Origin of the sequence: Streptomyces sp. PsTaAH-124, from assembly GCF_000373685.1 — a bacterium.
GTDB classification, from domain to species: Bacteria; Actinomycetota; Actinomycetes; order Streptomycetales; family Streptomycetaceae; genus Streptomyces; species Streptomyces andamanensis.
The window spans coordinates 262,244-276,280 of the sequence record NZ_KB892206.1 but is presented as its reverse complement, the minus strand read 5'-3'; the positions used below and the strand labels follow the sequence as shown (position 1 = coordinate 276,280).

Below are 14,037 nucleotides of genomic sequence, written 5' to 3'. Positions count from 1 at the left end.
CCGTGCTCGTCTTCGCCGCCTCCGACAAGGGAGGCACCGGCCGCTCGGTGACCAGCGCCAACCTGGCCTACCAGCGCGCCCTCAGCGGCGACCATGTGGCCTACGTGGACTTCGACTTCGGCTCGCCGACCGCCGCCGCCGTCTTCGACGTGCCGGGCGCCATGCGCGGCATCAAGGAGCGCGGCCTGCACTCCTACCTGGAGGGCGAGACCGCCGAGCCCGCCAGGATCGACGTCTGGCGGCAGACCGAGCACCCGCTGCTGCGGGCCCGCCCCAACCAGTCCGGCCGGCTGGTCCTGCTGCCCGGTGACGCGGGCGGCGGCGAGTTCGCCACCGGCGAGGAGACCCTGGAGCGGTGCGTCGACCTGCTGCTGCGGCTGAACACCGAGTTCGACGTGATCGTCGTCGACCTCAGCGCGGGCCGCAGCTACGCCGTCGACCTGGCCCTCGCGGCCACCGCCCACCCCAGGATGCGCAACGTTCCCTTCCGCTGGCTGGTCTTCCACCGCTGGACCCGGCAGCACGTGATCGCCGCCTCCGGGCTGGTCCACAAGGAACACGGCATCATCAAGGGCGGTGTGGCCCGCGGCCACGACGAGCAGGCGCTGCGGGCCGCGATCCGCTTCGTACGGGCCGCCGTACCGGATCCCGAGTCGCCGCTGTGGTCGCACGGCTCGTCCGCCCAGGCCGCCTGGATGCAGGCCTGCGACGAGACACTGCGCAGGCTCGCCGCCGAGCACCGCATCGGGGACAGCGTCGTCGTCGGCATCGTCCCGCTGGAACCGATCCTCCAGTGGCGCGAACAGCTCATCACCGAGGAGGACGTGCTCTCCACCCAGATCGCCAACAAGGAGACCCTGGAGGCGCTGGAGGAGCTGGCCCGGCGGCTGACGGACGACATGTACTGGGGGCAGCTGTGACGGAGGCCGTGTTCCGCGAGACCGCGGCCGAGCCGCGCACCCAGGCGGTGCCCCTGTCCCACCTGTCCCTCGAACTGGGCCACCTCTACATGGAGGACTTCGAGGCCGGTCCGCAGCGGCTGCGGGACCACTTCGAGCAGGTGCGGCCCTGGGCGGAGGCGGCCCGCGCCGCCGCGGCGGCCCGCACCGGCGGCCGGCGCCCCCGGATCAGCACCTGCTTCCTCATCGACGACTACTTCACCCGCTTCTCCAGCCCCGCCGAACTCGTCCCGCTGCTGCTAGCCGAGGCCGAACGGGCCGGGCTGGCCGTCGACTACCTGGCCCGCGAGTCCGGCTGCGCCGACACCGGCGAGGTGCCCGTCGCCCAGGCCGTGGCCGCCCGGCTGGTGGAGGAGCCCGCGCCGGGCAGCCACGGCGCCCGGCCGCCCGCCGCGCAGACCGGCTGGCTCGCCAACGGCGAGCGCAGCCCCGCCGCCCGCGCCCCGCAGGCGATGAAGACCGCCGCCGCCTGGCAGCCGCCCCGGGAGACCGCGGCCCGCCGCCACTCCGTCTTCCTTGACGCCGAGCTGTGGAGCGACGACGCCGACGGGCGGCGCACCTGGTCCTGCCCGTTCCTGGCCGCCGTCTGGCAGCTCGGCCGCCTCGGACTGCTGCGCCACGAGGGCGCGCCCGTCTTCGACCCGCACCGGCCGTCCGGCGCGGGCTTCCCCGACGACTGGGACGACCTGCCGCCGCTGCTGCGCCTGAACGAGCGCGCCGACCCGTTCGCCGCCTACCGCACCTGCTCGGTGCTGCCCAGCCGGTTCCTGCCCGTCGAGCACGCCGTGCGGGTGGTGCTCGACCAGACCGACGTGGACCGGGGGGCGCTCGACCAGGTGGCCGAGCGGTCCGCCCGCGAGCGGGTGACCGTCCCGGACTCGGTGGCCGACCGGGTCTCCTACGTGTTCTACGCGGGGCCCTGACATGGCGGACACGCCCCTGGACGGGACCGGGACCGGGGCCGGGGCCGGGGCCGGGAACACCGTGCTCGCCTGCGGCGAGGTCCGCACCTGCCTGCTGCCCGCCGGACAGGCCCTCGACATCCGGGCCGCCGACCGGCTCCTCGCGCTGCGCGCCGGTGAACGCGTCCTGCTCTCCGAACGCCCCAACCTCTACGCGCGCTCTCCCGAGACCCTCACCGGCGTCGACTGCCCGCTGCCCAGCGCGGGCGGCGCCGTCCGGGCGGTCGGCACGGTCGCCGCGCGGGCCGCGCTCACCGAGGGCCGCGTCCTACAGACCTCCGCGTACTTCCGGCTGGCCGCCACCGGCCCCGACCAGCGGCGCCCCTGGGGCCAGTACCTGGTGCGGCCCGGTCTGCTGGAGCCGTTCGGGAAGGCGCCGCACGAGGCGGTCGCCCGGGGCGTGCTCGACGGCGGACGCCCCGGCGACCTCGACGTCGGCCTGATCGCCGACGCGCTGCTCACCCGGCTGCTGCGCGATCCCCTGCTCGACCAGCGCCCGCCGCTGCGCTCCCGGCCTACCCGGCTGCGCTGGGCGGCCCTGCCCGCCGAGGGGGCGGCCCGGCCCGCCGTCGAGCGGTTCACCCTCGCCGAGGACGAGTTGCGCACCGTGCGGCTGCGGGTGCCCGAGGGCACGCCCGCTGCCGACATCGCCGGACTCTGCGACGACCTGGCCCTGCACGACTGGCTGCTGACCACCCTGGTCCGGCTGCTGGACGGCATCACCCTGGGCGCCCCGGCGCAGCCGGTGCGCGCGAGAGCGGCGGCGCGGGACCGCCCCACCGTCGTCACCGTGCTGCGGCCCGCCGTCGACCACCTGCTGCACCTGTGGATGCCGCGGGCCCGGGTGGCGGCGGAACTGGCCCCGCTCTGGGACGTCCTGGAGGAGCGGCCCGGCTTCACCCGGCAGTGGCGGGCGCAGGTGCAGCGCATCCGCGACCAGCTCGCCCTGCACGCGATCCCCGCGCCGCACCGGGAGGTGGAGCCGGTCCCCTGACCGGACGCCCGCCCGCCCGGGTCCCCCACGGCACCTCACCGCATCCCGATCCGACGCGTATCCCAACGGGGGGAGAAGCGAGATGAGCACGGCACAGACACCCCAGCCCGATGAACCGGCCGCCCCGGACGGCCCGGCGGCGCCGTCCGGCCCCGCGAACCGGCTCCGAGCGGCCCTCGCCCCCCACCCGGCGCGAGCGGCCCGCCCCGGCCCGTCCCGGTGGGCGCGCCGGATCGCGGCCGGTGTGGTCACCGGCGCGCTCGCCTGGTCCGTCACGGCGGTACTGGCCCCGCACACCGCGCTGTCCCGGCAGGCCGGGGCCGCCGTCCTGTGCGCCACCGCGGCGGTCCTCGTGCAGCACGTCCTCGGCCTGGACCGGCGGCTCGACGAGCACGGCGGAGCGCTGGCCGCGCACTCCCGGGACACCGCGACCCTGCTGAGCGGGGCCGCCGACGCCGTACGCGACGGTCTGCGCCGCCACGACGACCGGCTGGACACCGGACTGACCCGGCACTCCGCCGACATGCGCCAGCTGGTGGAGAGCCGGATCGCCGAGGCGGACCGGTCCGCCGGGCCCTATCTCCCGCCCGCCCAGATCCGCGTCGACGGCGTGCCCGAACTGGCCAAGGGCTTCGCCGAGGTGCTGGCCCCCGGCACACCGCTCCTCTACACGTTCGTCCGCCTGGAGATGGGCCGGGTCGTCGGCCACATGGCGGACCTGGCCAGTCTGAGCGCCGAGTGCCCCGGCGAGAACCACGACTGGCTGCTGTCCCTCACCCGGGCCGCCGAGCACTCCATCTGCGCCACCAGCACCTCCGTGGACCGCGAGTTCTGGAACAGCGAGCCCGCCAGCCGCTACCTCCAGGCGCAGCGGGAGGCGGTGGAGCGGGGCGTGAGCGTGCGCCGCGTGTTCCTGCTGGAGAGCGCCCGCGAACTGGGCGACCCGCTGTTACGGCTGTGCGAGGAACAGGAGCTGCTGCACATCGAGGTGCGCGTCTCGATCCTGCCCGAGCTGCCGCCGCTGCTCCAGCGCGGCACCACCGACGACTTCATCGTCTACGACGAGGAGGCGTCCTTCGAGATCGACCAGGACCTGCGCGACGTCAACGTCCGCACCCGCCTCATCGCCCGCCACGACCACGTCGAGGACCGCATGAAGCGGTTCCGCGAACTGTGGGAGGCGGGCATGAGCGTGCGGGAACTGGAGGTCCGGGTCGACGACGAGGAGGACGGCACCTGGATGGTCGACGCGGTCGAGCCGGGCTGAGCGCGGCCCGCCCGGCTCAGCGGCAGTACACGTCCGCCGCCGGGCGCTGCCCCGTCGCCAGGAAGCGCGAGACGGTGCGGTCGCCGCAGGGATTGCCGTTGGCCAGGTAGGCGTCGTGGCCGATGGAGTCCACGGTGACCATGACGGCGCGCCGGCCGAGGGCCGCACGGAGTTTCAGGGCACCGCCGAGCGGGGTGGCGACGTCGCGCCGGTTCTGGACGAGCAGCACACGGGACGGGCCGCGGTCGGTGACGCGGACGGGGGCCTCGCGGGGCGCGGTGGGCCAGGCGGCGCACAGCATCGCGTTACGGGGCATGCCCGCCGTCAGCGGGTACGCGGCCCGGCTGTCCGCCACGTCCTTCGCGTACGCCGCCGCCGAGTGCGGCCAGGCCACGTCGTTGCAGAGGGTACCGGCGCCCACGGCCGCCACGTTCTGGAGCACCTCCTCCGGGGGCCCCTGCGGCGCGGGCGGGACGGTGCCCTGCCGCGCGGCCTGGATCAGCTTCGCCAGGGCCGGGTAGTTCTTCGGCGCGTAGAGGCTGTCCAGCAGGGTCTGGCGCAGCACGTTCCCGTTCAGCTCCTCGGGGTTCGCGCCGGGCCACGGGATCGGGGCGCGGTCCAGGCGGGCGGCGAGGTCCAGGAACAACGGCCGTACGTCGGACGCACGTTCGGCCAGGCGGTCCGGGTTGCCGGGCCGTGACGCCCAGGCCGCGAAGTCCGGGAAGGTGTCCTCCACACCCTGCTCGTGCGCGCCCAGCCAGGCGCGGTTGACCTGCTCCGGGTCCGGGTTGTCGTTGCTGTCCAGCACCATGCGGTCGACGCGGCGCGGGAAGAGCTGGTTGTAGACGGCGCCGACGTACGTCCCGTACGACACGCCCCACGCGGACACCGTGTCCTCGCCGAGCGCGGCCCGCAGACGGTCGAGGTCGCGGGCCTCGTTCGCGGTGCTCAGATGCTGGAGCAGCGGCCCGGCGTTCTTCGCGCAGGCGTCCGCCATGCGCCGGGCGTCGGCCAGGTTCCCGTCGATCGAGCCGTCGGCGGCCGGCCACGGGCGCAGCCGGGACGTCGCCAGGTCGGCGTGGTCGAGCCCGCAGTCCACGGCGGTGGACGGCGCGAGGCCGCGCGGTGCGAAGCCGACCAGGTCGTACTGGTCGCGGACCGCCTGCGGCAGCTTCTGCCCCTTGCCGGACGGGTCGTTCAGGCTGGAGCCGCCGGGGCCGCCCGGGATCAGCAGCAGCACCCCGTGCCGTGCGGACGGTTTCTCGCTCGCGATGCGCGAGACGGCGATCTCGATGTGCGGGCCGTGCGGATCGGCGTAGTCCATCGGGACGTCCAGGGTCGCACACCGCTGGCGCGGATCGAGGCCGTCGCCCGCGCACTTCGTCCAGGTGAGGGTGGGGGCCGGGGACGGCCGGGCGGCGGCCGACGCGGTCACGGGCGCGGTGATGCCGAGCAGGACGGCGGTGGCGCCGACGAGTGCGGCGTTGCGGCGGGTGCGGACAGTGCGGACGGTGCGGACGGTGCGGACACGGGTGCGCTTGCGCTGGGTCAGCTGGGTCATAGGAGGAGCCTCCCGGACCGCCCCGGCCCGCTCCATCCGGCCAACTGGCATGCCGTACAGGGGGTTTACCCCCGCAGAACCCCTACGGGTTCAGTGTGACAGGAGCACCAGCGCGAGACCGGCGGCGGCCGGGACGGTCTGGACGAAGAGGATCTTCCGGCTGGAGGTGGCGGCCCCGTACAGGCCCGCGAGCGCGACGCAGGCCAGGAAGAACACCCGCACCTGGAAGCCCACCGGATCGGAGGCGAGTGCGCCCCAGATCAGCCCGGCGGCCAGGAAGCCGTTGTAGAGGCCCTGGTTGGCGGCGAGCGTCTTCGTCCGCTCGGCGAACTCCGCGGTGGTGCCGAAGGACCCCCGCACCCTCGGCACCGTCCACAGGAACATCTCCACACCCATGATCAGAAGGTGCACACAGGCGTTGAGCCAGACCAGGACGGCCGCTGCGATCGACATGCCGACCATGATCGCCCGTCGCGGGCCGCTTGCCCAGGGGCAGCGGCCCGCGAGGTGGCCGGACTCAGTACCAGACCTGGTACTGGCCCCCGTTGCACTTCAGCGTGTAGACCGCGCCCTGGGCGTTGCTGTCGAGGCACTGGCCGGTCATGCGGTTGACGAGGTTGAAGCCGTTGCCGACCCAGACCTCCTTCCACTGCTCCCAGTAGTTGGCCGGGCTGGAGCAGGGCTCCAGGTACGCGGCGCCGTTGGAGTAGGCCGTCAGACAGCCGCGGCCCGCGGGTCCGCCCGCCGGTGACTCCACCCAGTACTCACCGGTCTGGTCCTGGAGGTTGCTGGACTCGTCGTTCCACAGGCTGCCCTGCGGGCTGCACACGCCGAGGATCGGGTTGACGGCCTGGAGCAGATAGCCCCACGGGTTGGAGTGGTCCTTCCAGTACAGGCACTTGTCGGTGGCGCGGTTGCGCCAGGTGATGTTCTGGCCGTCCGCGTGGGCGCTGACGCCGGTGGTGATCAGCAGGGCGGGAACCGCCACCGCGAGGCCGACGAGTCTGGCCAGCCGCTTGCTCTTCATCACTGTCCCCGTTCAGGTCGTGTGGGTCGTGCTGCGGGTCGTACGGGCCGTGCGGGTCCGTGTGGAACCGGGCCAGACGGAGCCTAGGCAGCCGGGCACCGGTTCCTGTGTGCACGCCGTGCGGTCTTCCTCGACGATGCGTGCAATGCCCCGCAACGGCTCTGAACAGCACAATTCCCCTCTGGCGTGAGCGGCTCGGCGTCATGCACACTTCCCCTCGGCCCCGCCCGCCGACCGCGGTGACGGGGTGCGGCAGGGCGCGGGGGGCGCCGGGGGACAGGGGGATCTCGACGATGTGGCAGGGCGGTTCCACGGGGGCGGTACCGGCGGACGACCGGTTCGCCTGGTTCAGTGATGTCGTGTCCAGCGCGCTGATGCCCTCGGCGTTCAGCGCGCCCGACACCACCGGCTTCTACGCCGAAGGGGCGCTGCTGGATCTCGGCGGCGCCCAGGTGTCCCGGTTCACCTACTCACCGCTGCGCTCCCGGCGCACCCCGGCGCTGATCCGCCGCGGCGACCCCGAGCAGTACCAGCTCGGGCTGGTCACCCGGGGCTCCGCCTGGTTCGCGCAGAACGGCGCCGAGGCGGAGCTGCGGCCCGGGGACATGGCCCTGTGGGACACCTCACGGCCCTACGAGTCGGGTTCGGGCGCGGACGGCGGGTCCGTGGAGGTCTTCGTCCTCCAGATACCCAAGTCCGCGATGCCGCTGCGCACCGAGCGGCTGGAACGGCTCCTCGCCCGCCGCATCCCCGGCGGCCGGGGGCTCCCCGGCGTCCTGGCCGACTTCCTGACGTCCCTCACCGGCAACGGGCCCGACTGCCGCCCCGAGGACCTGAGCGGCCTCGGCGGCATGGCCGTGGAACTGGCCGCCACCTGCCTGGCCCAGCAGGCCGGTGCGGTCCGCGAGATGTCCGAAGAGGCGCGCGCCGAGGCGCTGTTCCGGCGCGTCGACGCCTTCATCGAGAACCACCTCGGCCATCCCGACCTCACCCCGCGCGCGATCGCCGAGCACCATCACATCTCGCTGCGGACCCTGTACGCCCTCTTCCAGGACCGGCGGGAGGGCGTCGCCGCGTCCATCCGCCGACGCCGCCTCGAACGCTGCCGCGCCGATCTGGCCCGCCCGGAGCTGCGGGACACGTCCGTGCAGACCATCTCCGCCCGGTGGGGCTTCACCAGCCCCACCGTCTTCAGCCGCACCTTCCGCGGCGTCTACGGCATCACCCCGAGCGAGTACCGCCACCGGGCCCGTATCGAGGGGACGGCGGCGGACCTGCCGCGCTGACGCCTGCCTACTCGGCCCCGGCCACTCCGGCGACGAAGCGCGCCCACGCACCGGCCCGCACCACCAGCACGGGACCGTCCGCGACCTTGCTGTCCCGGACGGGGACGACACCGGGGAAGCCGTCGGCGACCTCTACGCACGAGCCGCCTTCGCCATTGCTGTAGGTGCTTTTGCGCCAGCGGGCGGCGCCGGGGAAGTCGTAGGCGACTTCCACGCAGTTGCCACCGCTCCCGTTGCTGTGGGTGCTTTTGCGCCAGCGGGCGGCACCTGGGAAGTCGCGGGCGACCTCGACGCAGTCGCCGCCGTTGCCGTCGCTGTAACTGCTCTTGCACCAGCGGGCGCTGGTCAGGTCGTACTCGCGCATTGTCTGAAATCCTCCGCCGTTGAATCGATCAGGGCCAGGGACACCTCAGGCGACAGCGCGGCGGCCCTGATCTGATCGTATGCCGAGCGGACACGCTTGACCACGGGCGGATCGTCCAGCAGGTTGCCGGAATACACCGCCTCTGTATAGGCAGTTGGCGGTGCGTCGTCAAACTCCATGAGCTTCATGGGTCCCGTCATGGCCGGATAGGCGCCCGAGGCGTACGGCAGCACCTGCACCTTCACCACGCGCTCGCGCGCCATCCGCGCGATGCAGTCGAGCTGTGCCGCCATGCTTGCCGGTCCGCCGGCGGGGATGCGCAGCGCGTTCTCGTGCAGGACGACCCAGTACCGAGGCCGGGTCGCGTCCGCGAGGATGCGGGCGCGGTCCAGGCGGCCGGAGACCTTCTCCTCGATGTACTCGTCGGGTGCGAACGGGTTCATCGACACCGTGACCGCCCAGGCGTAATCCCTGGTCTGGAGCAGCCCAGGCACCAGCGCGGGCGCGAACTCGTAGATCTCGGTGGCCAGTCGCTCCAACTCCACCACATGGGCGAAGTAATCCGCGTACCGTGGATCGTCGATCAGCTTTCTGCACAGCCGCTCGAAAATACCGTCGGTTTGCAGGACGTCGTCGATCCGCTGGGCCACATCCAGTTGTGGTTTTCTGATCGCCTGTTCGAACTGGCCGATGTAGCCGCCCGAGACGAAGACCCGCCCGCCCAGCTCCACCTGCGTCAATCCGGCGTTCTCCCGGCGCCGCTTCAGTTCGGTGCCGAAGAACTCCCAGACGACCTGGCGTGAAGCATTGGCCATTACCAACCCCCTTGTGCAGCCGCTCCCTTGCAGTGCCCGAAACCCTTCCGAGTGTAGACGTGAAACACCATTGTGGAGACGCGAAGAGTAAAACCCCGGGATGACGGAAATCCCGGAAAGGGAAAGGGAGGAAGAACACCGTGGCAGCACAGCAGCACTCGGCTCACTCGGCGGTCTGTGTCCAGGAGGCGGAGGAAACACTTGTTGAATTGCGTACCGCGCTGGAAAAGGCCGGAATCACCCTGCCCTCACTGGGGCTCGACCCGAGCGGGCTCGCCCGTGAGGCGCCCTGCCCGCTGGTGGAACTGGGCCGCTGTTCCGTGGAGACGGCGGCCCGGCTCGTCGCGGTACTGCGGTGAGCGGCCCGTGTCCGCCGGTGGGGGCTTACGCGCTCGACACCGGCACCGGGTGCGTCGGCGTGGTCATGGGCCACGAGGGGCCGTACGTCCAGCTGCGGCCCCTCGGCGGGGGCCGCGAGTGGGACTGCGTACCGGAGCGGGTCCGGGCGGCGACCCTGGCGGAGCGGCTGAGCGCGGCGACGGCGTACGCGAACGCCCGCAGCCGGGGCGAGGCACCGTGAGCCGCGCGGACCCGGCGCGGGATGTCGACCCGGGGCGTACGTCCCCGGGCCGATGACCGGCGGCCGTGGCCGGTCCTACGATCACGGCATGTCCGCCACCGTGCCGCCGCCGCTGCTCCGCCGTGTCCCGCCCTCGGGCTGGACGGCGCTCGTATGGTGCGCGAGCACGCTGTTCACCCTGCTGACCACTGTCCGGCTGCCCGGCGAGACCGAGCCCGGACAGTGGCCGGCGGCCCAGCTCTACCGCTGGGACGGCCTGACGGTCACCGTGCTGTCCACCGCCCTGGTGCTGTACGGCGGCCTGCTGCTGGGGCGGCGGCCGCTCGTCGCGCTGGCCGTGCTGATCGCGGCGGCCATCGGGGAGACGACCACCCTCGGGGTGGGCGAGCTGCCCATGGCGCAGTACCTCGCGGTGGCGGTGGCGCTGTACTTCGTCGCCGCGGGCAGGCCGCGCCGCACCGCCGCGGCCGGTCTCGCCCTGGCGGTCGGCACGCTCGTCGGCTTCGTCGCCTTCCGGTTGCTGCGCGGCTGGTCGGCGGGTGTCTCGGCGGAACTGGCCGTGGCCCTGGTCGCGGTGATCGCCTGGCTGCTCGGCGACTCGGCGCACCGGTCCCGCGAGCACGCGCGGTGGATGAACGAGCGGGCCGCCGAACAGGCGGTCACGGCCGAACGGCTGCGCATCGCCCGGGAGATGCACGACACCGTCGCGCACAGCATCGGCATCATCGCCCTCCAGGCGGGCGCGGCGGTCCGGGTGGCGGCCACCCGGCCGGACGCGGCCCGCGAGGCGATGCGGGCGGTGGAGAGCACCGGCCGCGAGACCCTGGCCGGGCTGCGCCGGATGCTGGTCGCCCTGCGCGAGACCGACCCGGACCCCACCGATCCCACCGATCCCACCGGCCCCATCGCCCCCACCGATCCTGCCTGCCCCATTGATCCCGTCGGGCTCGGTGGCCTCGACCGGCTGGCCGCCGCGACCACCGCGGCGGGGGTCCGGGTGGAGGTGCGGCGGCTGGGGGAGGTGCGGCGGCTGCCGCCGGACGTCGACCTGTCGGCGTTCCGCATCGTCCAGGAGTCCGTCACCAACGTCGTACGGCACTCCGGGGCGCCCGCCTGCCGGGTGACCGTGGACTACGGGGACGGCGCGCTCGCCCTGGAGGTCACCGACGACGGCCGCGGCCACGGCACCGCGACCGGCACCGGGTTCGGGCTCGCCGGGATGCGCGAGCGGGTCGCCCTGCTGCACGGCGAGTTCAGCGCGGCGCCCCGGCCGGAGGGCGGCTTCCGGGTGGCGGCGCGGCTGCCCCTGCCCGCGGCGGCCCCGCGATGACGGTCCGGGTGGTCCTCGCCGACGACCAGCAGCTGATCCGCGCCGCGCTGCGCATGGTCATGGCGGACCTGGCCGACATGGAGGTGGTGGGCGAGGCCGCCACCGGCGCCGAGGCGGTGGCGCTCACCGGGGAACTCGACCCGGACGTCGTCGTCATGGACATCCGGATGCCGGGGACGGACGGCATCGAGGCGACCCGGGCGATCACCGCGGGTCCGGCCGCGGCGCGGATCGTCGTCCTGACGACCTTCGACGACGACGCGTACGTGTACGGGGCGCTGCGCGCGGGCGCCTCCGGCTTCCTGGTCAAGGACATGGGTCTGGACGACATCATCGGGGCGGTACGGGTGGTCGCCGCCGGGGACGGGCTGATCGCGCCGAGCGTCACCCGCCGCCTGATCGAGGACTTCGCGAGCCGGGCCGCGCCGTCCGCCGGGCCCGCCCGCCGCGAGCTGACCGGCATCACCGAGCGGGAGCGGGAGGTGCTGACCCTCGTCGGCACGGGTCTGTCCAACACGGAGATCGCCGCCGAACTGTGCATCAGCGTGGCCACCGCCAAGACCTATCTCAGCCGCCTGCTGGCCAAGCTGGGCGCCCGCGACCGCGTCCAGCTGGTGATCATGGCGTTCGAGGCGGGACTGGTGTCGGTGCCGGGCTGACCGCGCCCAGGTCAGCGCCCGCGCGGGCGGCGGCGTCCACCCGGGCGGACCGGGACGCGTCCGCGGTGGGCGAGAATGGACCCCATGAGTCTGTTCCGCGACGACGGCATCGTGCTGCGCACCCAGAAGCTGGGTGAGGCGGACCGGATCATCACGCTGCTCACGCGCGGCCACGGCCGGGTGCGGGCGGTGGCGCGGGGCGTACGGCGCACGAAGTCCAAGTTCGGCGCCCGGCTGGAACCCTTCTCGCACGTGGACGTGCAGTTCTTCGCCCGCGGCAGCGAGCTGATCGGGCGCGGGCTGCCGCTGTGCACGCAGAGCGAGACCATCGCGCCGTACGGCGGCGGGATCGTGACCGACTACGCGCGCTACACCGCCGGGACGGCCATGCTGGAGACGGCCGAGCGGTTCACGGACCACGAGGGCGAACCGGCCGTCCAGCAGTATCTGCTGCTGGTGGGCGCCCTGCGCACACTGGCCCGCGGCGAGCACGCCCCGCACCTGGTGCTGGACGCGTTCCTGCTGCGCTCGCTGGCCGTCAACGGCTACGCGCCCAGCTTCGGCGACTGCGCGAAGTGCGGCATGCCGGGGCCCAACCGGTTCTTCTCGGTGGCCTCCGGCGGCTCCGTCTGCGTCGACTGCCGGGTGGCCGGCAGTGTCGTACCCTCGCCGCAGACCCTCGCACTGCTGGGCGCGCTGCTCACCGGGGACTGGGCGACGGCGGACGCCTGCGAGCCGCGGCATGTGCGGGAGGGCAGCGGGCTGGTCTCCGCCTACCTGCACTGGCATCTGGAGCGCGGCCTGCGCTCGCTGCGGTACGTGGAAAAGTAGAGAGCAGCACGGGCAACACAGCAGAGGGAGACGAGAGCACATGGCCGTACGCGGGTTCCTGGGCAGCCGGCGACGCGAGTACCTGGCGCCCGAGCCGCATCCGTCCGGCGCGCGCCCCCCGAAGCTCCCGGGCGAGCTGGTCCCCGAGCACGTGGCGATCGTCATGGACGGCAACGGCCGCTGGGCCAAGCAGCGCGGCCTGCCCCGCACCGAGGGGCACAAGGTCGGCGCCGAACGCGTCCTGGACGTGCTCCAGGGCGGCATCGAGATCGGTGTGCGCAACATCTCGCTGTACGCCTTCTCCACCGAGAACTGGAAGCGCTCGCCCGACGAGGTGCGCTTCCTGATGAACTTCAACCGGGACTTCATCCGCAAGTCCCGCGAGCAGCTCGACGGGCTCGGCGTCCGGGTGCGCTGGGTGGGCCGGATGCCCCGGCTGTGGAAGTCGGTCGCCAAGGAGTTGCAGATCGCCCAGGAGCAGACCAAGGACAACGACCTGATCACGCTGTACTTCTGCATGAACTACGGCGGCCGGGCCGAGCTGGCGGACGCGGCCAAGGCGATGGCCGAGGACGTGGCCGCGGGCCGCCTCGACCCGTCCAAGGTCAGCGAGAAGACCATCCAGAAGTACCTGTACTACCCGGACATGCCGGACGTGGACCTGTTCCTGCGCCCGAGCGGCGAGCAGCGCACCTCCAACTACCTGATCTGGCAGAGCGCGTACGCGGAGATGGTCTTCCAGGACGTCCTGTGGCCCGACTTCGACCGCCGCGACCTGTGGCGCGCCTGCCTGGAGTTCGCCTCCCGCGACCGCCGCTTCGGCGGCGCCATCCCCAACGAGCAACTGCTCGCCATGGAGGGCCGCCAGGAGGACCCCTCCGCGTAGGGCCCCGGCCGATACCGGCCCAGGCTCACCGCCTGGGCCGCAGCTCACCGTTCGGCGTGGGTCTCCAGGGCCGCGCAGTCCGCGCAGGTGCCGAAGATCTCGACCGTGTGGGCGACGTTGACGTAGCCGTGTTCCGTGGCGATGGCCTCGGCCCACTTCTCCACGGCCGGGCCCTCCACCTCGACGGCCTTGCCGCAGACGCGGCAGACGAGGTGGTGGTGGTGCTCGCCGGTGGAGCAGCGGCGGTAGACGGACTCGCCGTCGGAGGTGCGCAGCACATCGACCTCGCCGGCGTCGGCGAGGGACTGGAGGGTGCGGTAGACGGTGGTGAGGCCCACCGAGTCGCCCTTGTGCTTGAGCATGTCGTGCAGGTCCTGCGCGCTGCGGAACTCGTCGACCTCGTCGAGGGCTGCCGCGACGGCGGCGCGCTGCCGGGTGGCCCGGCCCTTCACGGGCGGTCCTGCGGTCGTCACCGGATGCCTCCTCACGTCTGCGCCTGCCGGGGCCATTGTGCCA

The 14,037-nt window shown here is 73.3% G+C and carries 17 protein-coding genes; 11 read left to right on the top strand and 6 right to left on the bottom strand.

Translation table 11 applies throughout. The features are described from left to right. The first annotated feature begins 2 nt into the window (after positions 1-2). From B086_RS0133130 to B086_RS0133115, 4 genes are all read left to right on the top strand, one after another. Positions 3-920 carry an SCO2523 family variant P-loop protein gene (locus tag B086_RS0133130; RefSeq protein WP_018570739.1) on the top strand — a complete coding sequence of 306 codons (918 nt, stop codon included), beginning with the start codon at positions 3-5 and terminating at the stop codon, positions 918-920. Continuing rightward, positions 917-1,882, top strand: a complete 966-nt coding sequence (locus tag B086_RS0133125) for an SCO2522 family protein (protein WP_018570738.1) — start codon at positions 917-919, stop codon at positions 1,880-1,882. The genes B086_RS0133130 and B086_RS0133125 overlap by 4 nt, the downstream gene beginning before the upstream one ends. 1 nt (position 1,883) lies before the next feature. After that, positions 1,884-2,915, top strand: coding sequence for an SCO2521 family protein (locus B086_RS0133120; protein ID WP_018570737.1), 1,032 nt, complete (start codon positions 1,884-1,886; stop codon positions 2,913-2,915). A gap of 82 nt (positions 2,916-2,997) precedes the next feature. Further along, positions 2,998-4,182: a hypothetical protein gene (locus B086_RS0133115; protein ID WP_018570736.1), complete on the top strand. Its 1,185-nt coding sequence runs from the start codon at positions 2,998-3,000 to the stop codon at positions 4,180-4,182. 16 nt (positions 4,183-4,198) lie between these two features. Here B086_RS0133115 and B086_RS0133110 read toward each other — a convergent pair whose 3' ends face one another. From B086_RS0133110 to B086_RS41425, 3 genes are all read right to left on the bottom strand, one after another. Continuing rightward, entirely contained in the window at positions 4,199-5,743 is a 1,545-nt protein-coding gene (locus tag B086_RS0133110) for an alpha/beta hydrolase (RefSeq protein ID WP_018570735.1), read from the bottom strand. Between the two features lie 90 nt (positions 5,744-5,833). After that, a complete protein-coding gene (locus B086_RS0133105; RefSeq protein ID WP_026253020.1) occupies positions 5,834-6,196 on the bottom strand; it encodes a DUF1304 domain-containing protein in 363 nt (120 codons plus the stop codon). Between the two features lie 64 nt (positions 6,197-6,260). Then, a complete protein-coding gene (locus B086_RS41425) occupies positions 6,261-6,770 on the bottom strand; it encodes an RICIN domain-containing protein (protein ID WP_018570733.1) in 510 nt (169 codons plus the stop codon). Between the two features lie 293 nt (positions 6,771-7,063). Between B086_RS41425 and B086_RS0133095 the strand changes: the two genes are divergently transcribed. Next, a complete protein-coding gene (locus B086_RS0133095) occupies positions 7,064-8,056 on the top strand; it encodes a helix-turn-helix domain-containing protein (RefSeq protein ID WP_018570732.1) in 993 nt (330 codons plus the stop codon). A 7-nt stretch (positions 8,057-8,063) separates the two neighbouring features. On the opposite strand, the gene B086_RS0133090 is transcribed toward B086_RS0133095, so the two are convergent. Continuing rightward, positions 8,064-8,420 (bottom strand): DUF397 domain-containing protein, encoded by a 357-nt coding sequence (locus B086_RS0133090; RefSeq protein ID WP_018570731.1) that lies wholly within the window; start codon positions 8,418-8,420, stop codon positions 8,064-8,066. Next, positions 8,402-9,235, bottom strand: a complete 834-nt coding sequence (locus tag B086_RS0133085) for a helix-turn-helix domain-containing protein (protein WP_018570730.1) — start codon at positions 9,233-9,235, stop codon at positions 8,402-8,404. Before B086_RS0133085 ends, B086_RS0133090 begins: the two co-directional genes overlap by 19 nt. Before the next feature lie 140 nt (positions 9,236-9,375). Between B086_RS0133085 and B086_RS44355 the strand changes: the two genes are divergently transcribed. The 6 genes from B086_RS44355 to B086_RS0133055 all read left to right on the top strand — a co-directional run bounded on the left by B086_RS44355 (position 9,376) and on the right by B086_RS0133055 (position 13,521). Further along, positions 9,376-9,594, top strand: coding sequence for a hypothetical protein (locus tag B086_RS44355; protein ID WP_026253019.1), 219 nt, complete (start codon positions 9,376-9,378; stop codon positions 9,592-9,594). Between the two features lie 17 nt (positions 9,595-9,611). Next, complete coding sequence (locus tag B086_RS0133075; RefSeq protein WP_018570728.1) at positions 9,612-9,815, top strand: hypothetical protein; 204 nt, start codon at positions 9,612-9,614, stop codon at positions 9,813-9,815. Positions 9,816-9,903: 88 nt separating this feature from the next. After that, positions 9,904-11,145 (top strand): sensor histidine kinase, encoded by a 1,242-nt coding sequence (locus B086_RS0133070; RefSeq protein ID WP_026253018.1) that lies wholly within the window; start codon positions 9,904-9,906, stop codon positions 11,143-11,145. Next, positions 11,142-11,804 (top strand): response regulator, encoded by a 663-nt coding sequence (locus tag B086_RS0133065; protein ID WP_026253017.1) that lies wholly within the window; start codon positions 11,142-11,144, stop codon positions 11,802-11,804. The genes B086_RS0133070 and B086_RS0133065 overlap by 4 nt, the downstream gene beginning before the upstream one ends. A gap of 84 nt (positions 11,805-11,888) precedes the next feature. Continuing rightward, positions 11,889-12,635, top strand: coding sequence for a DNA repair protein RecO (gene recO / locus B086_RS0133060; RefSeq protein WP_026253016.1), 747 nt, complete (start codon positions 11,889-11,891; stop codon positions 12,633-12,635). A 40-nt stretch (positions 12,636-12,675) separates the two neighbouring features. Then, entirely contained in the window at positions 12,676-13,521 is an 846-nt protein-coding gene (locus tag B086_RS0133055) for an isoprenyl transferase (protein ID WP_018570724.1), read from the top strand. A 44-nt stretch (positions 13,522-13,565) separates the two neighbouring features. Here B086_RS0133055 and B086_RS0133050 read toward each other — a convergent pair whose 3' ends face one another. Next, positions 13,566-13,994, bottom strand: coding sequence for a Fur family transcriptional regulator (locus B086_RS0133050; protein ID WP_026253015.1), 429 nt, complete (start codon positions 13,992-13,994; stop codon positions 13,566-13,568). Between the last annotated feature and the right edge of the window lie 43 nt (positions 13,995-14,037).